The sequence below is a fragment of the Streptomyces rimosus genome (genome assembly GCF_008704655.1).
Classification (GTDB): Bacteria; Actinomycetota; Actinomycetes; order Streptomycetales; family Streptomycetaceae; genus Streptomyces; species Streptomyces rimosus.
Genome location: NZ_CP023688.1, coordinates 8,302,101 through 8,321,186 on the forward strand (window position 1 = coordinate 8,302,101; position 19,086 = coordinate 8,321,186).

The 19,086-nt window shown below is 72.0% G+C and carries 24 protein-coding genes; 16 read left to right on the forward strand and 8 right to left on the reverse strand.

The window, feature by feature from the left end; translation table 11 throughout:
• Positions 1–242 precede the first annotated feature (242 nt).
• From CP984_RS36435 to CP984_RS36450, 4 genes are all read left to right on the forward strand, one after another.
• Positions 243–1,268: an alpha/beta hydrolase gene (locus CP984_RS36435; protein ID WP_003985973.1), complete on the forward strand. Its 1,026-nt coding sequence runs from the start codon at positions 243–245 to the stop codon at positions 1,266–1,268.
• Positions 1,269–1,382: 114 nt separating this feature from the next.
• The gene (locus CP984_RS36440) at positions 1,383–1,916 is read left to right on the forward strand and encodes a gamma carbonic anhydrase family protein (protein WP_003985972.1); all 534 of its coding nucleotides are present in this window, start codon (positions 1,383–1,385) and stop codon (positions 1,914–1,916) included.
• A gap of 61 nt (positions 1,917–1,977) precedes the next feature.
• On the forward strand, positions 1,978–2,940 hold the full coding sequence (gene ligD, locus CP984_RS36445; RefSeq protein WP_003985971.1) for a non-homologous end-joining DNA ligase: 963 nt from the start codon (positions 1,978–1,980) through the stop codon (positions 2,938–2,940).
• 301 nt (positions 2,941–3,241) lie between these two features.
• Positions 3,242–3,541, forward strand: a complete 300-nt coding sequence (locus tag CP984_RS36450; RefSeq protein WP_003985970.1) for a hypothetical protein — start codon at positions 3,242–3,244, stop codon at positions 3,539–3,541.
• Positions 3,542–3,718: 177 nt separating this feature from the next.
• Here the strand turns inward: CP984_RS36450 and CP984_RS36455 are convergent, their stop codons facing one another.
• Complete coding sequence (locus CP984_RS36455; protein ID WP_003985969.1) at positions 3,719–4,054, reverse strand: STAS domain-containing protein; 336 nt, start codon at positions 4,052–4,054, stop codon at positions 3,719–3,721.
• A gap of 147 nt (positions 4,055–4,201) precedes the next feature.
• Positions 4,202–5,245 carry a Ppx/GppA phosphatase family protein gene (locus tag CP984_RS36460; RefSeq protein WP_003985968.1) on the reverse strand — a complete coding sequence of 348 codons (1,044 nt, stop codon included), beginning with the start codon at positions 5,243–5,245 and terminating at the stop codon, positions 4,202–4,204.
• 245 nt (positions 5,246–5,490) lie between these two features.
• Here CP984_RS36460 and CP984_RS36465 point away from each other — a divergent pair, with 245 nt between their 5' ends.
• From CP984_RS36465 to CP984_RS36485, 6 genes are all read left to right on the forward strand, one after another.
• Entirely contained in the window at positions 5,491–6,231 is a 741-nt protein-coding gene (locus tag CP984_RS36465) for a GAF and ANTAR domain-containing protein (RefSeq protein ID WP_003985967.1), read from the forward strand.
• A gap of 171 nt (positions 6,232–6,402) precedes the next feature.
• Positions 6,403–6,798 (forward strand): DUF2795 domain-containing protein, encoded by a 396-nt coding sequence (locus CP984_RS36470; RefSeq protein WP_003985966.1) that lies wholly within the window; start codon positions 6,403–6,405, stop codon positions 6,796–6,798.
• A gap of 58 nt (positions 6,799–6,856) precedes the next feature.
• Positions 6,857–7,324, forward strand: coding sequence for a DUF5709 domain-containing protein (locus CP984_RS36475; protein WP_003985965.1), 468 nt, complete (start codon positions 6,857–6,859; stop codon positions 7,322–7,324).
• A gap of 318 nt (positions 7,325–7,642) precedes the next feature.
• Positions 7,643–8,527 (forward strand): SDR family oxidoreductase, encoded by an 885-nt coding sequence (locus CP984_RS36480; RefSeq protein WP_003985964.1) that lies wholly within the window; start codon positions 7,643–7,645, stop codon positions 8,525–8,527.
• Between the two features lie 50 nt (positions 8,528–8,577).
• Positions 8,578–8,697, forward strand: coding sequence for an LPFR motif small protein (locus tag CP984_RS42710; RefSeq protein WP_003985963.1), 120 nt, complete (start codon positions 8,578–8,580; stop codon positions 8,695–8,697).
• Positions 8,694–9,731 carry an SDR family oxidoreductase gene (locus CP984_RS36485; RefSeq protein WP_003985962.1) on the forward strand — a complete coding sequence of 346 codons (1,038 nt, stop codon included), beginning with the start codon at positions 8,694–8,696 and terminating at the stop codon, positions 9,729–9,731. The genes CP984_RS42710 and CP984_RS36485 overlap by 4 nt, the downstream gene beginning before the upstream one ends.
• Before the next feature lie 21 nt (positions 9,732–9,752).
• Here the strand turns inward: CP984_RS36485 and CP984_RS36490 are convergent, their stop codons facing one another.
• The 4 genes from CP984_RS36490 to CP984_RS36505 form a co-directional block, all read right to left on the reverse strand.
• Positions 9,753–10,358 carry a flavodoxin family protein gene (locus tag CP984_RS36490; protein ID WP_003985961.1) on the reverse strand — a complete coding sequence of 202 codons (606 nt, stop codon included), beginning with the start codon at positions 10,356–10,358 and terminating at the stop codon, positions 9,753–9,755.
• 122 nt (positions 10,359–10,480) lie between these two features.
• Positions 10,481–10,972, reverse strand: coding sequence for a DUF6328 family protein (locus CP984_RS36495; protein ID WP_003985959.1), 492 nt, complete (start codon positions 10,970–10,972; stop codon positions 10,481–10,483).
• A gap of 88 nt (positions 10,973–11,060) precedes the next feature.
• Positions 11,061–11,276 carry a DUF397 domain-containing protein gene (locus CP984_RS36500; protein WP_003985958.1) on the reverse strand — a complete coding sequence of 72 codons (216 nt, stop codon included), beginning with the start codon at positions 11,274–11,276 and terminating at the stop codon, positions 11,061–11,063.
• Positions 11,273–12,097, reverse strand: coding sequence for a helix-turn-helix domain-containing protein (locus CP984_RS36505; RefSeq protein WP_003985957.1), 825 nt, complete (start codon positions 12,095–12,097; stop codon positions 11,273–11,275). The genes CP984_RS36500 and CP984_RS36505 overlap by 4 nt, the downstream gene beginning before the upstream one ends.
• Before the next feature lie 179 nt (positions 12,098–12,276).
• On the opposite strand from CP984_RS36505, the gene CP984_RS36510 reads away from it, so the two are divergent.
• Together CP984_RS36510 and CP984_RS36515 are read left to right on the forward strand one after the other, a co-directional pair.
• Complete coding sequence (locus tag CP984_RS36510) at positions 12,277–12,474, forward strand: hypothetical protein (RefSeq protein WP_053819212.1); 198 nt, start codon at positions 12,277–12,279, stop codon at positions 12,472–12,474.
• A 322-nt stretch (positions 12,475–12,796) separates the two neighbouring features.
• A complete protein-coding gene (locus tag CP984_RS36515; RefSeq protein WP_043977297.1) occupies positions 12,797–13,600 on the forward strand; it encodes an acyltransferase in 804 nt (267 codons plus the stop codon).
• An 80-nt stretch (positions 13,601–13,680) separates the two neighbouring features.
• On the opposite strand, the gene CP984_RS36520 is transcribed toward CP984_RS36515, so the two are convergent.
• Entirely contained in the window at positions 13,681–14,424 is a 744-nt protein-coding gene (locus CP984_RS36520; RefSeq protein WP_030177780.1) for a Mut7-C RNAse domain-containing protein, read from the reverse strand.
• A 154-nt stretch (positions 14,425–14,578) separates the two neighbouring features.
• On the opposite strand from CP984_RS36520, the gene CP984_RS36525 reads away from it, so the two are divergent.
• A complete protein-coding gene (locus CP984_RS36525; RefSeq protein ID WP_003985252.1) occupies positions 14,579–15,541 on the forward strand; it encodes a DUF3048 domain-containing protein in 963 nt (320 codons plus the stop codon).
• Positions 15,542–15,547: 6 nt separating this feature from the next.
• On the opposite strand, the gene CP984_RS36530 is transcribed toward CP984_RS36525, so the two are convergent.
• A complete protein-coding gene (locus CP984_RS36530; RefSeq protein ID WP_003985253.1) occupies positions 15,548–16,765 on the reverse strand; it encodes a cytochrome P450 in 1,218 nt (405 codons plus the stop codon).
• Positions 16,766–16,986: 221 nt separating this feature from the next.
• On the opposite strand from CP984_RS36530, the gene CP984_RS36535 reads away from it, so the two are divergent.
• The 3 genes from CP984_RS36535 (at position 16,987) to CP984_RS36545 (ending at position 18,947) form a co-directional block, all read left to right on the forward strand.
• Positions 16,987–17,595: a TetR/AcrR family transcriptional regulator gene (locus CP984_RS36535; protein WP_003985254.1), complete on the forward strand. Its 609-nt coding sequence runs from the start codon at positions 16,987–16,989 to the stop codon at positions 17,593–17,595.
• Positions 17,596–17,751: 156 nt separating this feature from the next.
• Positions 17,752–18,324, forward strand: a complete 573-nt coding sequence (locus CP984_RS36540; RefSeq protein ID WP_003985255.1) for a helix-turn-helix domain-containing protein — start codon at positions 17,752–17,754, stop codon at positions 18,322–18,324.
• Positions 18,325–18,368: 44 nt separating this feature from the next.
• Complete coding sequence (locus CP984_RS36545; RefSeq protein ID WP_003985256.1) at positions 18,369–18,947, forward strand: YbaK/EbsC family protein; 579 nt, start codon at positions 18,369–18,371, stop codon at positions 18,945–18,947.
• The last annotated feature ends 139 nt before the right edge of the window (positions 18,948–19,086 follow it).

Below are 19,086 nucleotides of genomic sequence, written 5' to 3' on the forward strand. Positions count from 1 at the left end.
CATCCCGACATACCGATCGAGGGAACCTGAACCCGCCTGTTCGACATCCATATGCCTGGAAGCGCACAACGGGGTGTGCGGCCGTGCCGCCGTGCCACGTGGCGGGCGGCCGGAAACGGTGCTCCCCGGGGGAGCGTCGGCCGGCCGACCGGCGGATCTTATTCTGGTGTCTTTCGCCTGACGGGCGGAGGACAGCACCCGCCGTCCCCACCCGGACATGAGTTTGCGAGGAGTTCGTCCCGATGAAGCGCCTGCGTACCAGTACCGCGGCCGTCGCCGCGGTGAGCCTGCTGGCGATGGGGCTCGCGGCCGGCTGCGGAACCAAGGACCGGGACGAGGTCGACGCCTCTCATGTGCCGCAGCTGCGCCCGCAGGCGCGCGAGGCGAGCAGCGGGAACGCCAAGGTGGTCCAGCCCACCGGGCCGCGGTCGAACGCCGTGACCGAGCGCACCACCGGCGACGACGGCACGAAGATAGTCAAGACCCGCTGGCACGGGAAGAAATCCGGGTTCACCGGTGACATATGGTCCTGGGTGCCGCCGCAGTACAACCAGCCGCAGTACGCGAAAAGCGGTTTTCCGGTGCTCATAGCGCTGCCGGGCTCGTACGGCTACCCGAACAACTACTGGATCGGCGGCGACTTCAAGCTGGAGGAGAAGATCGCCGAATGGTCGCAGTCCGGCAAGACGCTGCCGTTCATCCTGGTGATGCCGGTCCTGAACCCGAAGAAGAAGTACTACGACGGCAGTGACATCCCCGGCCAGCCGAAGATGGGCACCTGGCTGACGGAGGACGTCCCGGATTTCGCCCGCGCCAATTACCGTACGTACGACAACCGTGACGGATGGGCGTTCATGGGCTCGTCCTCGGGCGGTTTCGCGGGCCTGAAGGCCGTGCTGAAGAATCCGAAGAAATTCAAGGCGGTCATCGCGAACGGCCCCGACACCCTGCCGGACTCCCCGATGTGGAACGGCCACCCCAAGGAGAAGCGCGCCAACGACCCGCGCTGGCTGGCCGAGCAGCTGAAGGCCAAGGGCGGCCCCGACGTCTATCTCGCCTTCGAGCTGGGTTCGAAGGAGGTGGCCGTGCCGTACGTGAAGAAGTTCATCAAGGAACACACCGGCGGCCCGGTCCACCACACGCTGTTCGAGATTCCCGACGGCCGGCACAGCGGCCACACCTACATCCAGCGCATGCCGGAGTCGCTGCACTGGATCAGCGAGCAGATGCTGGGCCCGGTCCCGGCCCAGACCCGCACCAAGTCCTGACCGGTCCGGGGAGCTTCCCCGGCCCCTCCCGACGGCCCGCCTCAAGCGCCCGATGCCGCGTCGCTTAGCCTGCCACCAGGCGCGACGACCGACCCGGCGACGAGGAGTACGGCCATGGAGCAGCGAGCACTGATTGCGGGCGTGGGCGGCAAGGAGCCGGACGTCGATGCGGGGGCTTTCCTGGCGCCGACTTCTGTCGTGGTCGGTGAGGTCACCCTCGCTCCGGGTGCGAGCGTCTGGTATCACGCGGTGCTGCGGGCCGACTGCGGTCCGATCGTGCTGGGTGCGGACAGCAACATTCAGGACAACTGCACGGTGCACGTCGATCCCGGGTTTCCGGTGACGGTCGGTGAGCGGGTCTCGGTGGGGCACAACGCGGTGCTGCACGGGTGCACGGTCGAGGACGACGTACTGGTCGGGATGGGAGCCACGGTCCTCAACGGGGCGCATATCGGTGCCGGGTCGCTCGTCGCGGCGCAAGCGCTGGTGCCGCAGGGGATGCGGGTGCCGCCGGGGTCACTCGTCGCCGGAGTTCCGGCCAAGGTCGTGCGGCAGCTGACCGAGGAGGAGCGGGACGGCATCCGCCTCAACGCGGCGATGTACACCGAGCTGGCGAAGAGCCACCGCGCGGCGGTCGGAGAGCCGTAGCGCCGCGGGGTGGCGCCCGCTCCGCCTGCGCGCCATACGTGTCGGCACCACCATCGAAGACATGGCCCCCTCCGGCGCACTGCCCACGCTCCGCCCCATGCTCGCCACCCCCGGCCCGCTGCCCGCGGCGGGGGAGGAGCACCAGTGGGCGTTCGAGGCGAAGTGGGACGGGGCGCGGTGCCTGGGCCAGGCGCCGGGGGACGGGACGCTGCGGCTGGTCACCCGGGCCGGGAACGACGCGACGGCGACGTACCCCGAGCTGGCGCCGCTCGGTGAGCGGCTGGAGGGCCGGTCCGCGGTGCTGGACGGCGAGGTGGTGGTCCTGGACGCGGACGGGCGGCCGGACTTCGGACTGCTGCAACGCCGGATGGGCGTCACCAGCAGGCGCCGTGCGACGAGCCTGGCCGTGGACCACCCGGTGCACCTCGTCCTCTTCGACGTGCTGTACCTCGACGGGCGGCCGCTGCTGGAACTCCCGTACGTGGAGCGCCGCGCCGTCCTGTCGGGGCTGGGGCTCGACGAGGGGCCGCACTGGTCGGTCCCGGCGTATGTGACCGGCCACGCGCGCGAGACGTGGGAGGCGACCCTGGACGCCGGTTTCGAGGGGGTCGTCGCCAAACGGCTGACGTCGCGCTACGCCCCCGGCGTCCGGTCGGCCGAGTGGCGCAAGACGAAGCACCTGGTGACCCTCGACGTGGTCATCGGCGGCTGGACGGAGGGCCGCGGCGGCCTGTCCGGGCTGCCCGGCGCCGTACTGGCGGGTCTGGACGAGCCGGACGGACTGCGCTACGTCGGCTCGGTCGGGTCGGGGCTTTCCGGCCGCGAACGCCGGGAACTCGCCGGGTACTTGGAGGTCGTACGGCGGGACACCCCGCCCTTCGTCAACCCGGTCGACGTGCCGGGCGCCCACTGGGCGGAGCCGCGGCTCGTCGCCGAGGTCACGTTCACGGGCTGGACCTCCGCCGGGCGCCTCCGGCAGCCGACCTGGCACCGGCTGCGGCCGGACCTCACCCGACTGGACTGAGGGGGCCGGACCGGTTCCGGACGGGGGCCGGCGCGCCGGACCGCACACGCGCCCCTCTTCCGCAACTCGTGCAGCGGGCTTCGCGGTTGCCATCGTGACCGGTTCGTACGGAGGTGCGCGGCGCCGACCAGGCACTTCTTCGCGTGACGGGCGCCGCGACCGGGGCGTGGAAGAAGTCCGGTGCGCACGACCGGTGGAGTGGTCGCGCTGACCCGGTGGTTTGCCGTTTCGCCGCAGGGTGACCCGTGAAGCTACGTAAAGCTCCAGCCAGCGTGTACGCCCGGCAAGGAAGGGAGCGGCCATGCCCTTGCTCGCCGCCCTCTGGCCTTTGGCGATGCTCGGACTCGTGATTGCCCTGGGCCGGTACGAAGAAGCCCTCCTCCGCCCCCGCCGCCCCCGGCGGCCCCCCTCGGCCGAGCCGCAGGCCGCGGTCGCCCGCGGGCGGCAGTACCGCAGGCCGGGCCCGTACGGGCGGGCCGCCTCCATCGACCGTTACCGGCACGCCGCGTCCCCCGACCGGCTGCCCGCCCACCCGCTGGTCTTCAAGGGCGGTGCGCCGCAGCGGATTCCCCGGCGCCACGGCCACCGGCCGCCCTCCTGAGCGAAGACCGCCCTCCTGAGCGAAGAAAGGGGAAGAGCGGCGCCGGCGGCTGTGTTCTCAACCGGTCCGGCGCCTGCCTTCCGGCGGCCGCTTGCGGAAGGCTGGGGGACGGGTAACTCGCCACACCAGTTGGTAAACACCTCATTTGTGTGACGGCACGGCCGCGTTCGCCGGCGGTCACGCAGCGGCGAGGGCGTCCGCCAGCGAGCTGTGCAGCGGGATGGTGCGGTGTACACCGGTGAGGCGGAACGCCTTGCGGACCATGGGCCGGTCCGCGGCCACGCTCAGCGTCACGCCGCGCTCCCGCGCGGTCCGCTGGCAGCGCAGCAGGGTTTGCAGCCCGGCCACGGTGATGATGGGCGCGCGAAGGTCGATGACGACGCCGTCGGCCGGGAGCGCGTGCAGGAGACCCTGCTGGAGGCCCGCGGCCATCTGATGGTTGTTGGCGATGTCGATGATCTCGGGAACCTCTATGACGAGGCGGTCGGCGACGCGGTAGGTCGACAGGTTCATGGTGACTCCGGCACGGGGCGCGGACGCCCGGTGTGGCTTGATGATGATGGCGGACGGGCAGGGTCCGGGCCCAGTCGAGGTGGTGCGGGCGGCGCGGACGGAAGCTCGTACGCCGCGGCCTGGCGTCGCCTTACGGGCGGAGCGGCGTCAGCCGGCCGGTGCCCGGTCGGGCGGCGGGCGGTGCGGCAGGCGGGATGCCGTACCGCCGCCGGGTCTGGTGCGGGCCGCTGAGGTGCCGTGGCGGAGCACGGCGCCGGGCCACCAGTCGTGACTGCCGTGCTCCAGATGGCGCAGCAGTACGCCTTCGCGCAGCGCCCACGGGCAGAGGGTCACCCGGTCGATGCCCATCGCCTTCATCGCCTGGTGGGCGACGACGGCCCCGGCGGGCGCCTGGCGGCGGCGGGCGGCGGAGATGCCGGGCAGCGCGGCCCGCTCGTCCGGGGGCAGCGCCGCCAGCTGCCGGACCGCCCGCTTCAGGTCCCTGCGGGCCAGGTGGCGTGCGACGAACGGGCCGTCGCGGCCGGGCGCGGCCCCGCACAGCCGGGCCAGCTGCTGGAACGTACGGGAGGTGGCCACGACCGTGCGCGGCTCCTCCCAGCGCACCCGTGCCGCCACGTCCTTGAGCGAATCGCGCACGTAGTGGCGCAGTGCGCGCAGCGCCTCGCGGTCCGGACGGCCGTCGCCGGGCAGGAACTCCCGTGTCAGGCGGCCCGCGCCCAGGGGGAGGGAGTAGGCGAAATCGGGCCGGGCGCCGCGGCCGAACGCGATCTCCAGCGAGCCCCCGCCGATGTCCAGCAGCGCCATCGGGCCGGCCTGCAAGCCCGTCCAGCGCCGGGCCGCGAGAAACGTCAGCTCCGCCTCCACCTCGCCGGGCAGCACCGCCAGCCGCATCCCGCTCTCCGCGTGGACCGTTGCCAGCACCTCGTCCCGGTTGGCGGCGTCCCGGACCACGGCCGTGGCGTACGCGAACAGCCGGTCGCACTGCCAGCGCGCCGCCTGCTCACGGGCCCGCGCCACCGCGCCGGCCAGCCGCCGCGCGCCCTCCGGGGGCACCGTCCCGTCCCGGGTGACGTGCTCGGCCAGGTGGACCCGGTCCTTGAGCGAGTGGGCCGGCAAGGGCACGCCGCCGGCCACTTCGCTGATCAGCAGGTGTACGGAGTTCGATCCGGCGTCCAGGACGGCTAGGCGCATGTTTGTGCGGATACCCCTTCTGGCGCGATTCAGTGCTCATGTCCCAGCCAGATCCGGTGGCTGACGGCGGACGCGGGCGTTCCGTACGGGGGGCGGTGTGCGGCGCGATGCGGCCGGGATGCGCCCCGGTGCGCGCCCGTGCCCCTGCCGGGCGCTTGGCGGGTCCGTTCCGGGATACCCGGGGCCGGCATATACCGGTCCGAATACCGGCGGCCGGATACGGGCCGCCGAGGGGGGAGCCCGCCATGTCACCGGCCGACAGGGAAGAACACCTGATCGCCGCCCTGCTCGAACTCGCCGACCCGGCCGGCGGACGGGAGGCGGCCGGCCCGGTGGAACGGCTGGCCGCGTACTGCCTGGGGCTGCCGGGGGTGCAGGCGGGCGGTGTGCTGCTCGCCGACGAGCGGGAGCCGCAGGTGATGGCGGCGGCCCGGGACGACGCGGCCGAGGACCTGGAACGGGTCCAGGTCGAACTGGACGAGGGCCCCTGCCGGGACGCCTGCCGTACGGGGGTGGGCCTGACCGACGTCCCGCTGCGCCACCCGGACGCCCGCGCCCGCTGGCCGCACTTCACCGCCCATGCCCTGGAGAAGGGCTACAGCGCCACCACGGCCCTGCCCGTGCGCTATCGGGACCGCCGCCTGGGCGCCGTCAACCTCTTCCACCAGCACGGCGCGCTGAGCCGCAGGGAGGTCACGGTCGGGCAGGCGCTGGCCGACGCCGTCGGCATCGGGCTGGCGTACCGGCAGGACCTGCACGGCCTCCGGGACCGGACCGGGCAGCTCCAGACCGCCCTGGTCAGCCGCGTCCTGATCGAGCAGGCCAAGGGCGTGCTCGCCGAGCGGCTGGGCCGCACACCGGACGAGGCGTTCGCGCTGATGCGCCGGTACGCCCGCGCACACCAGACCAAGCTGACCGAGGTCGCCCGCCGGATCATCACCGGTCCCGCGGATTCCGGCCCGTTCGCGCGGGCCGGGCGCGGCTGACCGGCGTACCGGCGCACCGGTCACCCGGCCGGCGGTGCGCGCCGTTCGCTCTCGGCTGCGGACCTGTTTCGCGAAAGGGCCAACGGGCACTCCGTAACGCATGGCACGGGAGGGGTGAAACGTGCGGGGCGGGGATCAGGAAAAGCAGTGAGTCCTGGAGGCAGGAAAGCAATGGATCACGGTACGAACAAGACCGGCCCGGCCCGGGACGACATGATGAAGAAGCAGCTTCAGGGCGAATTGAAGGCCGACCGCGCACTGCGCGCGGAAGAGGACCATGAATTGGAGCCCTCGGGCGAGGACCAGCCCGCGGTGGACCGGACCGCCGGCGGCCCGGCGCCCGGCAGCACCCCGGACGGCCTGACGCCCGAGGCCGTCGCGATCCGTACGGAACTCGCCCAGCACCTGGGCCGCAGTGTGTATCCGGCGGACCGCGACACCATCGTCGGCACGCTCCGGCAAAACCACGCCCCGGACCGGCTGGTCGAACTGGCCGAACGTCTTCCGGGCGACGAGCGGTACGAGAACGCACAGCGCATCGTGGAATCGCTGGGGCTCGGCAGGTAAGCAATCCCGTACCGAGGAAACCCCGACCGACCGTCATCGCGCTGGAAAGAGAGCAGCCATGTCCGATGAATCGATGGGCGACGAGGTCTACCAGCCGACCGCGTCCGACAAGCAGGGAACGTCCGACGAACTCGATATGGAAGACGCTCTCGACGAACCGGACTACGACGAGATGCTGGACCAGGGCTATTCACCGCCCGAAAAGCCACTGGCCGTGAATCAGACGGGCACCACCGCGAACGAACAGCGGACGGGCGAGAGCCTCGACGAACGGCTCGCCAAGGAGCTGCCCGACGTCGAACCCCCGGACGGCGACGGCATCGGCGACCAGCCGGACGCCGAGGGCGAGCCCGTGGACCGCCAGGTGGGTGACGAGCGCGCCGGGCGGATGACCGGCACCGACGAGGGCGACGCGCTGCGGCTGCGCGACGACGAGGTGGGCCGCGACGTCGGTATCGACGGCGGCGCCGCGTCGGCGGAGGAGGCCGCCGTGCACATCGTGGACGACCCCGACCTGTCGCGCTGAGCCGGGCGGACGGCGGTCGGGAAGCCTTCGCGTGGCATTGGCCGCCGCTGCCGGACAGGGCGTCGAGAAGTGCGTCACGCGTCATCGAGGACCGGCCTGGAACGCCGGCCTCGGTGGCGCGTTCGTACGCCTATTCCGGTACTGCGCCGCCCCGTTGTTCCCGATTCCTTTCCCCGCTTTCCCTTCTTCGCGCCCCCGGGCCGGGCGGAAGCGGCCGCCCGCGGTACGGAAACGCGATGCGGAAAGGGGAAATCGTCACGTGTTCGCCGGGGCAGGACGGGTACCGCGTCAACGTATCCGTATGTGGAGGTATCGACGATGACCGGAAATGACCAGCGCAATCCCGTGGACGAGCACCCGAAGCCGGAATTCCCCCAGCAGGACCAGCCGCATCCCGGCGCCACGGACGCCATGACGCCCCGGCCCGACCACGGCGAGACCTCGTACGAGGGCACCGGCCGGCTGCGCGACCGCCGGACGCTGATCACCGGCGGGGACTCCGGCATCGGCCGGGCCGTCGCGCTGGCCTTCGCCCGCGAAGGGGCGGACGTGGCCTTCACGTACCTGGAGGAAGAGGCGGAGGACGCGAAGGAAACCGTCCGGCTGGTCGAGGAGGCGGGACAGCGGGCCCTCGCGGTGTCGTGCGACATCCGCGAGGAGGAGCAGTGCCGCGCCCTGGTGGACCGGGTGGTGCGGGAATTCGGCCGTATCGACGTCCTGGTCAACAACGCGGCCTATCAGATGGCGCAGCCGGACGGTATCGAGGGCATTTCCACGGAACAGTTCGACCGGGTGCTGCGGACGAATCTCTACGGCATGTTCTGGCTCTGCAAGATGTCACTGCCGCACATTCCGGAAGGCGGCAGCATCATCAACACGACCTCCGTCCAGGCGTACCAGCCGAGTCCGCAGCTGCTCGACTACGCGACCACCAAGGGCGCCATCGTCACCTTCACCCACGCACTGGCCGGCCAGCTCGCCGAGCGCGGCATCCGCGTCAACGGGGTGGCTCCCGGCCCGGTCTGGACGCCGCTGATCCCCTCGACGCTGCCGGACACCACCGGATTCGGCAAGCAGAGCCCGCTCCAGCGGGCCGCCCAGCCCGTCGAAATGGCCCCCGCCTACGTCTTCCTCGCGTCCCAGCAGGCCAGTTACATCACGGCGGAAATCGTCAACGCGACCGGCGGCACACCGCTGCCGTAGCCGACGCGCCAGGGCCCGCACGGGCCGCCCGATCCCTTACGGAGGTTCCCATGCTCAGTGCCATCGCCGATGTGCTCCGCGCCATCGGGAACGCGATCGCGACCGTCGTCACCCTCCCCTTCCGCGCCCTCGCCCGTCTCTTCGGCGGTGCTTCGCGCGGTGCCCGGTGAGCCGCCGGGACCGGGCCGGGGCGCCGACCGTCGTCGTCACGGGCGCCAGCGCCGGGATCGGCCGGGCGACGGCCCGGCTCTTCGGCGCCCGCGGAGCCGATGTCGTGCTGCTCGCCCGCGGCCGTAAGGGACTCGAAGCGGCCGCCGCCGAGGTCGAGGCGCGGGGCGGCCGGGCCCTGGTGGTGCCCACCGACGTGGCCGACCCGGAGCAGGTCGAGGCGGCGGCCCAGGCGGCGGAGGACGCCTTCGGGCCGATCGACGTCTGGGTCAACTGCGCGTTCAGCACGGTGTTCGCGCCGTTCACGGAGGTCACGCCGGAGGAGTACCGGCGCGCCACCGAAGTCACGTACTTCGGGTTCGTCAACGGCACCCGGGCCGCGCTGCGGCGCATGCTGCCGCGCGACGCGGGCGCGATCGTGCAGGTCGGCTCCGCCCTCGGCTTCCGCTCCGTACCGCTGCAATCGGTCTACTGCGGCGCCAAGCACGCCATCAACGGCTTCACGTCCAGCGTGCGCACCGAACTGCTGCACCGGAAGAGCCGGGTGGCGGTCACCGTCGTCCAGATGCCCGCCGTCAACACCCCGCAGTTCGACTGGGTGCTCTCGCGCCTGCCGAAGCACCCGCGGCCGGTGGCCCCGGTCTACCAGCCGGAAGTGGCCGCGCGGGCCGTGGTGCACGCGGCGGACCACCCGCGGCGCAAGCAGTACTACGTCGGCGCCTCCACCGTGGCGACCATCCTCGGCAACCGGATCGCGCCCGCCCTGCTGGACCGCTATCTCGCCCGTACGGGTTACGACGCGCAGCAGATGGACGGGCGTCCGGGCACCGGGCGGCCGGTGAACCTGTGGGAGCCGGCGGACGGCCCGGACGGCCGGGACCACGGCGCGCACGGCATCTTCGACGACAGCTCCAGCCCGCACGCGCCCCAGGCGGCCCTGGCACGCCACCCCGTCCTCGTGGCGGCGGCCTCGGCGGTGGCGGGAGCGGCGGTCGGCGCGGTGCTGAAGCCCGTACGGAACGGCCGGCGCCGCTGAGCCGCGGCGGGCGGCGGCCGGTCAGGGCGACGGCGGATACCCGTACTGGCGCAGCAGCCGCGCCAGGTGCACCGCGTTGATGGCGACCGTACGCGTCGAGTCCGCCACCGCCTTCGGGCGCTCGTCCAGGTCCTGGAAGTCCGTGGTGTGCTGCGACTCGCCCACCCAGTACGTGACGGCATTGGGCGCCAGCGAGAAGCCCAGATCGTTGAGGCCCTGGAAGAGGTCGGCGCTGACCTTGTGGGCGCCGTCCTCGTTGCCGACGACGGCCACCGCGCCGACCTTGCCGTACGTCAGCTGCCGCCCCTGGTCGTCGGTCTCGGCGATGTCCGCGTTCATCCGTTCCAGGACGCGCTGGCACAGGCTGGAGGGGTGGCCGAGCCAGATCGGGGTGGCCAGCAGCACGATGTCGGCCGCCATGAGCTTGTCGCGCAGCCCCGGCCAGGCGTCCCCGTTGCCCATGTCCACGGCGACGCCGGGACGCACGTCATGGTCGGCGACGCGCACGGATTCGCAGGTCACCCCGAGGTCGCCGAGTTCGGCCAGTACCTGGTCCGCCAGCAGCTGACTGCTGGAGCGGGTGGGGGAGGGGTTCAGGGTGCAGACGATGGCCAGGGCCCGGATCATGGCAGCTCCTCAGAGGTCGGCAGGGCGCGCGGACGCCGTGGTGCCCCCGGTGGGACCGTAACCCGGGTTCCCGCACCCCGCCGTCCGACGCGGGGCGGACGGACGCCACCGCGCGGCGGCGCTCACTTCCTGGCCGCGTACCGGTGCCGGGCCCAGGCGGGCAGCGCGAACCAGCACAGCAGGAACCACACCACCAGGCCCGAGACGATCCACGGGACGGCGCTGTCGTGCAGCGCGACGCGCAGGATCAGCAGGAATGCCGAGGTGACGGTGGCCAGCAGGAGCACCAGGCCGACGATGGTCAGCCGGGAGGCCCAGACGACCGTCTCCGGCTTGATGTGCTGCCCGGTGACGAACCGGTGGAAGGCGACCGGGCCGACGAGCGCGCCGGTCGCCGCCGCGCCCAGGCACAGCGTCACCACGTAGATGGCCCGCTCGGTCGGCCCGAGGGTGGCGAAGCGGGGCGTGAAGACGACGGTCAGCAGGAAGCCGAAGAGGATCTGCACGCCGGTCTGGGCGACCCGTACCTCTTGCAGCAGTTCGTTCCACCGTCGGTCGGCGCGTTCCTCGGCCGACTCGTGGCGGCCTTCGGACGCCTGCCGCGCGGGTGCCATGGACCCACGATAGGCGGGTGGGCGGGCGCTGTCGCGGTGAGGGCGGGCGGGGCAGCCATGGCTGCCCCGCCCGCTGTCTTGCTTGCTGCTAGAAGTGTCCCGCCTTGACGGCTTGGATGAATTCATCCCAAGCCGCACAGGGGAACCTGGTGACCGACGCGGGGTTTTTGGAGTCCCGCACCGGCACATTCCCGGAAAGCCCGGCCGCGAGAGATATTTCCACGCAGTCCCCGGCATTATTGGCGGAGTAGCTCGATTTCCTCCATCCGTCGGAAGGTGAACCAGCTGCTGCACTGTGGGTCATTGGCTGAGATCCTTTGATGCTGCGGCGATCATGTCAAGCGACCTGTCGGGCGGTGCGGCGACAGCCAGGAGGAGATCATAAGTGTGATCGGCCTCCGCCAGGGCCTCTGCGTCACCCAGGAGTTGGCCTTGCCGGAATCCGTCGGCCATCACCACGTCTGGCCCGGTGTCCAGATGCAGCATCGCGAACGACCCGGCCATGCCACCAGCGTACCCACCCTCGTCGTAAGGGATGACCTGGACCACGATGCGGGGGTTCTCCGCTGCTGTCGCGAGTTGGTCAAGCTGCTCCCGCATCACGGCTCGGGTGCCCTGACGCCGCCTCAGCACACTCTCGTCCAGCACCACCCAGAGGCGCGGGGCCTCGGCACGTTGGAGGATGCGTTGCCGCGCGAGCCGAGCGGCAACGTGCTCTTCGATCAACTCCGCGTCAGCTCGGCTGGTGGAGAGAACCGCCCGCGCGTACGCCTCTGTCTGCAGCAGCCCAGGCACTACCTGCACCTGGAATGAGCGGATGCGCGTCGCCTGTTCCTCCAGCTCCACGAACGGCCGGAACCATGGCGGGTACGCGTACTTGATGACCAGCGGCCAGAGGCGCCGATAGTGATCCTCTGTGCGGAAGATCGCGTCACTCACCACGGCCAGCCGTTCGGTGGGGAGCCGCTGCGCCGACTCGATCTTGTTCAGGTACGAGGCCGAGATCCCGGCCTCTTGGGCCAAGCGACGTTGGGAGACGCGGGCACGTTCCCGGCGCCGCCTCAAATCCGTGGCGAAGAAACCGAGTACGGACGAGTACGGGTCCAGATTATCCGCTGCCGACATGGGTCAGCTCCTCTCGCGTTGACGTAACACAGTGTCAACGCCGGGGCGTTGACCGGAGGCCGGTCAACGGAAATTTGCGTTGACAGGATTACGTGTCAACGCGCCCGCCTGGCCAAGGCACCGCCTGTACCCGAAAGGTGAGAGGGCAAGGAAGACCAGCGCAGCAAAGAAGGTGTCCGATGACATATCGAGCCGGCGTGTGGGTGTTCGACCGCGCGAGCGGTCGAGTGGGCAAGGTGCTCCGTGACGGGGAGGGCCCGGACCGGGTCCTGATCATGAGCGCGAGCGGCATCGCGTGGCAGGCGGAAGCCGTGGGCCTGCGGCTGGCCACCCCGGCCGAGCGTGCGTCGGCCGACGACGGCCGGGTGGAGGGGTGACCTCATTGCCCAGGCAGAGCCCGCCCGTGCATCTCACAGAGCCGTTCGGTGATCTGGACCCGGTGCCCGTCACCGGTTGTGCCACCTGTGAGGACAAGGCCGAGGAGCGTAGGGAAGCCTTGGACAAGGGCTTCATCGCGGTAGCGGCGCTGGCCGCGAATGTCATTGGCCGCCATCCGCGAGGACACCGGCGGAAGGCCGGTTAGTACCCTGGCCAGTACACCGAGAGCCCCCGAATTCCGTTCGAGAATTCGGGGGCCGGGCGTGCACATGGGTACGCCCTGCTGGTCAGGGGGCTCGAACGGGATGAGAAACTGGCCGCGTGCCGAAAAAGAAGAACGTGTTCTCGTCTGTGGTGGCCTGGCGCCGCCGGGCCGTGTCCCGCGCGGTGCACCGCGGAGCGCGCTGGGTACGGGAGGCGGGCGCCGTCACCGCCGAGCGCCCGGGGCCGTACCGCTTCCGCCGACTGGAGGCCGGCGCCCGGCTGGCCTACCCGCAGGGCACGATCTTCGGCGACCCGTGGATCGAGATCGGCGCGTACTGCATCATCGCCCAGGACGTGACGCTGACCGCTGGCATGATGCCCGACCTCGACCTCGGCCCCGACCCGATCCTCACCCTCGGCAACGGCGTCGTCCTGGGCCGCGGCAGCCATGTGATCGCGGATGTCCGGCTGACCATCGGCGACGACTGCTTCTTCGGCCCCGGCGTGTACGTCACGACCACCAACCACAGCTACGACGACCCCGAGCTGCCCGTCGGCAAGCAGTGGCCGCGCAGCGAACCGGTCACCATCGGCCCGGGCAGCTGGATCGGCACCGGAGCGGTGATACTCCCGGGCGCCCGGCTGGGCCGCAACGTGGTGGTCGCGGCCGGCGCCGTCGTACGGGGCGAGGTCCCCGACCACTCGGTGGTGGCCGGGGCGCCCGCCAAGGTCGTCCGCTCCTGGGACCCGGAGGCCGGCTGGCAGCCGCCGCTGCGCACCCCCGCGCCGGTGCCGATACCCGAAGGCGTAACGTCCCGGCAGCTCGTCGCGCTGGCGGCGCTGGAGGCGGAGACGGGCGGCGCGGGGGCGGGGGAGCCGGGGCAGGGGGCGGCGGTACGGCGGCCCGCGGACGCGCCGTGAGCTGAGGGCGCGCCCTCAGGAGGCGTGTGCCCAGAGATACGCACTCAGGGGGCGCACCTTCCGGGCGTGCGCCCAAGCCGCTATCCGTGCCGGGTCGCCGCCCCGCCGGATTCACGGACCGCGGCGTCCACGACGGCCTCCAGCCGCGCGTGGTGCGCGCCCTGCCAGTACACCCGCCCGCAGGCGGTGCACTGCGCGAACACGTCGTACGTACGCCGTGTACCGCCCTCCAGCCGCTCCTCGACCGTGCCCTTCTCGGCCTCCTTGAGCAGCCCGTTGCACGCCGTGCACCGGGTCCACGGCGCGAGCTCCGGCGCGAACCGTCCCAGCACGTCGCGCAGTTGTTCGTCCGGGCGGTCGCTGTAGACGAACGCGCCCGCCCAGTTCTCGCGCCGCCGCAGCAGACCGCGGTCCCGCGACAGCAGCACCCGCCGCTCGGCCGCCGACCGCGCGGCCAGCGCCGGATCGCCGATGTCCGTGCTCTCGTACGCCGCGTCCACGCCCAGCAGCCGCAGCCGCCGCGCGAGCGTCCCCAGATGCACGTCGAGCAGGAACCGCAGCGGAGCGCCCGGCACCCGCTGCGGCCGCCGCACCGCGCACACCTCCACGGACTCGCCGTCCCGCGGCACGTGCGACACCGCCGTCTCCCGCCCGTCCACCAGAAGGCGGCCCACTTCGGTCAGCGGGACGCCGAGCGATTCCACGACGTGTCCGAGGGTGGACGTCCCGTCGGTACGCAGCGCGGTGCGGCCTTCGCGCCGCTCGGAAGGGACGAAGAGCCGCAGCTCAGGGGCGACAGTGAGGAGGATCTCGGGTCGGTTCACGCCGACAGCATGCCACCGTGCGGCAGGGCCGCCCACGCGGACCCTGGGACCGCGGCGGCCTGCCCCGAGCGGCCCAGTGCCCTCTCGCCACACGGCCGTTCCTGTGGTGTCCTCGTCGGACGGGGCGGTGCCGGACGGGAGGACCACGGTGCGGTTGACCAGGCGTACGGGGACGGCGACGGCGGCGCTGCTCTGCGCCCTGCTGGCCGGCGCGGCGAGCGGCTGTCAGCAGGGCGGGACCAGCGGGCGTTCACCGTTCATCGGAAAGGCCGCACGGCCCGCTCCGGTCCTCGCCGTGAAGATCGACAACGTACGCGCCGCACGCCCGCAGACGGGCCTCGACGGCGCGGACCTCGTCTACGTGGAGCGGGTCGAGGCCGGGCTCTCGCGGCTGCTGGCCGTCTACTCCTCCCGGCTGCCGGAGTCCGTCGGCCCGGTGCGCAGCGCGCGCGAATCCGACCTGGAACTGCTGCGCCAGTTCGGCCGCCCCGCCTTCGCCTACTCCGGTACGCAGACCAAGCTGGACCCGGTCGTCGAAGCCGCCCCGTTGTATCCGGTGCCGCTCGGCAAGGCGGGCGGCGCCTACTCCCGCAGCAAGGAGCGCGCGGCGCCGCACAACCTCTACGTCAGCCCCGCACGCGCCCTGAAGGCGGCGCCCAACGCGAGCACCGCCCGCGACATCGGCTTCCGCTTCGGCGCCGCGCCGTCCGGCGGCCGCACCACCTCCTCGTACACGGCCCGGTACCCGTCCGCCCGCTTCACCTTCGACTGGTCGGCGGAGCGGCACGGCTGGCTGGTGTCCATGGACGGCGACCCGGTCCGCGCCACGGGCGGACAGCGGCTCGCGGTCCCCACGGTCGTCGTCCAGGGCGTACGCATCCACGCGTCCCGCTACCACGACCGCATGGGCGCCTACTCCCCCTACACCGAGACCACCGGCGCGGGGCCCGCCCGCGTACTGCGCGACGGCAAGGCGTATGAGGCCCATTGGTCACGTCCGTCCGCCGACGGCGGTACGGACTTCACCACCGCGTCGGGCGCCCGGCTCGCGTTCGCGTCCGGGCAGGTGTGGGTGGTGTACGTACCGCAGGACGAGGTGGGCGGCGGGTCTGGGTAGGCGCGCTCACACCGCGACCAGCAGCTCGCGCAGTCCTCGGATCACGAAGTTCGGCTTGCGTTCCGGAGTGGCGGCCAGGCGCAGGTCAGGGGCCCGGCGGAGCAACGCCGCCAGCGAGGCGGCCAGTTCGATACGGGCCAGGGGCGCGCCGATGCAGTAGTGGATACCGGCGCTGAAGGAGATGTGCGGGTTGTCCTTACGGGCGAGGTCGAGCCGTTCGGGGTGGTCGAAGGCTGCCGGGTCGTGGTTGGCCGAGCCGAAGAGTAGCGCGATCTCGCTGCCGCGCGGCACGACCGTACCGCCGATCTCGATGTCGTCCAGCACCCAGCGTTCGAAGAGCTGGAGCGGCGTGTCGTGGCGCAGCAACTCCTCCACGGCGGTGGGCAGCAGCGCGGCCGGGGCCGCGCGCAGGGCCGCCAACTGCTCCGGGTGGCGGAAGAGCGCGTACCAGCCGTTGGCCGTCGCGTTGACAGTGGCCTCGTGGCCCGCGTTCAGCAGCAGGACACAGGTCGAGATCATCTCCTGTTCGCTCAGCGACTCGCCCTCGTCGTACGCGGCGATCAGCCCGGAGATCAGGTCGTCCCCCGGCGCACTGCGCCGAGCGGCGATCAATTCCCGCAGGTAGCCGGAGAATTCCAGCGAAGCGGCCACCGCGCGCCGGGCCGTCTCCTCCGGCGGGTTCAGCTCGTACATGCCGCAGATGGCGGCCGACCAGGGGCGCAGCGCATGCCGGTCGGCCTCGGGGATGCCGAGCATTTCGGCGATCACCGCGACGGGCAGCGGCTCCGCGACCCGCGCCACCAGGTCCCCGCCGCCGTCCGCGACCAGATCCGCGGCCAGCCGGTCCGCCAGGGCTTCGACGTAGGGCCGCAGCCGCTCGACCGTACGGGCGGTGAACGCCTTCGAGACCAGACGGCGGATGCGGGTGTGGGCGGGCGCCTCCAGGTCGAGCATGCCGTTGTCGTTGAGCACGTGGAACGGCTCGTGCTCGGGTGGCGGAGCGGTACGGCCGAACTCCTCGTGCGTGAAGCGGTGCCGGTACGTACGGCCCAGCCGGCGGTCGCGGAGCAGCGCCGCGACGTCCGCGTGGCGCGGGACGAGCCACTGGTTGGAGGGCGCGAAATAGTGCACCCGGCCGCGGGCGCGCAGCTCGGCGTAGGCGGGATACGGGTCGGCGACGAAATCCGGCGACCAGGGATCGAAGACTGCCTGGACTCCTTCCATGCGCGGACGGTAGCCGCCGCCACCCGGGTGTGACCAGCCCGGCGCGTACCGTCCAAGTGGACGTCCGAGGGGAAGCGCCGCAGAGATCCGTCCGGTCCGTCCGAACCGTCAAAGGGGTGTCGAAGTCCGGCCCGGCCGTTCTGTCCCGGTGGCCGGACCCGTACGGTGTCAGGGTGGATGAGCATGTCCACGATCGCCACCACGTTCATCAGGGGGACCCGATGGCTTCAGGGGACGCCGCCGGCGCCAGAGCCGCGGTGCCGGCCGCCCGCCCGTCCGCCACGGCGCGCGAACGCATCCTGGAGACGGCGTACGAGCTGTTCTCCCGGCGCGGCATCCGCGCGGTCGGCGTCGACGAGGTCATCGCCCGCTCCCAGGTGGCCAAGGCCACCCTCTACCGCAACTTCCCCTCCAAGGACGAGCTGGTGCTGGAATTCCTCCGGTGCCGCGAGCAGCGCTGGACGCTGGGCTACGTGGCGGCCGGCGCGCGGCAGCGGGGCACGTCCCCGGAGGAGCAGCTGCTCGCCGTCTTCGACGTGTTCGACGAATGGTTCCGCCGACCCGACTTCGACGCCTGCACCTTCATCAACGTCCTGCTGGAAATGGGCCGGGACCACCCGCTGGGCAGGGCGAGCATCGCCCACCTCGAGAACATCCGCGCCTTCGTGCGGTCGCTGGCGGAGGAGGCCGGTCTCCGGGACACCGACGGCTTCGCGCGCTCGTGGCACATCCTGATGAAGGGCTCGATCATCTCGGCGGCCGAGGGGGACCGGGAGGCTGCCCGGAGGGCGCAGGGGATGGCCCGGATGCTTATCGAGCAGCATCGCTGAGGTCGCTGCCGGGGGGCTGACCAGGGGGACGGCGCCGGAGCGGTGCTGAGCTACAGGGCCGGGGCGGCCGTCCGCCGCAGTACAGTGTGCTGCACGCCGAAGTGCACCACACGCCACACCGCAGCCCCGCACCCCGACCCCTGGACGGACCGGACCGTGACCGACCTCGACCAGCTCACCCAGTCGCTGGCCCGCAACCTCAAGCACTGGCGGTCCGAGCGCGGCTACACGCTCGACGCGCTGGCCGCCCGCGCCGGGGTCAGCCGCGGCATGATCATCCAGATCGAGCAGGCCCGGACCAACCCGAGCGTGGGCACCACCGTCAAGATCGCCGACGCGCTGGGCGTCAGCATCACCACCCTCCTCGACTACGAGCGGGGCCCGGACGTACGGATCGTGGCGCCGGGGGACGCGGTCCGCATGTGGTCCACCGAAGCGGGCAGCTACACCTCCCTCCTGGTCGGCGGGGAGGCCCCCGGCCCCTTCGAGCTGTGGCAGTGGCGGCTGATGCCCGGCGAGCAGAGCACCTCCGACCCGCACCCGCCCGGCTCGGTCGAACTGCTCCACGTCACCGAGGGCGAGCTGACACTCGTGGTGGACGGCGTGGAGCACACCGTGCCCACGGGCGGCGCGGCGACGTTCGAGGCCAAGGTGGCGCACGGTTACCGCAACGACGGCGACCGCCCGCTGGTGATGACGATGGCGGTCCTCATCCCGCTCACCGGCTGAGACGGCACACCGTACGATCCGGGCGCCCTGTTAGCTTGGGCCGCATGCCCGTGCCCATGGATGCCTTCGACGTGGTCCGCCCCGCCCTGGACTGCCTGGACCTGCTGCCCGAACCGGTCGCCGCCGCGCTCCGCGGCTGGCGGGGAACCGTACCGGTCGAGCAGTTCCACTACGTGGACACCGACCCGGCGATCGCGGACACCGCCGTCCTCGTGGAGCACCACGGCGCGTGGCTCCTGGAACAGTCGGCGAACTGCGTGGTCGTGGCGGGCAAGCGGGGCGGCGCCGTCACCCTCGCCGCCTGCGTGGTCCTCTCGCACACCCGGGTCGATGTGAACGGGGCGGTACGCCGCCAACTCGGCGCCCGCAAGGCGTCGTTCGCGCCCATGGACACCGCCGTCGGCGAGACCGGCATGGAGTACGGCGGCATCACCCCGATCGGCCTGCCCGCGGACTGGCCCCTGTTCCTGGACGCCGCCGTGGCGGACACCCCGTACGTACTGATCGGCAGCGGCGGCCGGCGCGGCAAGCTCATCGTCCCGGGCAAGGCGTTGGGGGAGCTGCCCGGAGCGATGGTCGTCGAAGGGCTGGGCTGTCCGAAAACAGCCGCGGAAGCGGGCTGAAGGGCGGCTCGCCCCCGCGCTGTGTCCGGTACTGCTGGAACGATGTCCGGCCTGATGAGCGCCCTGGCCCGAGTGTGTCCGGTCGTTGTCCGATTCCTGTCCGGTCGCTGTCCGGAACCGCGCGCAGTTGGCGGGTTCT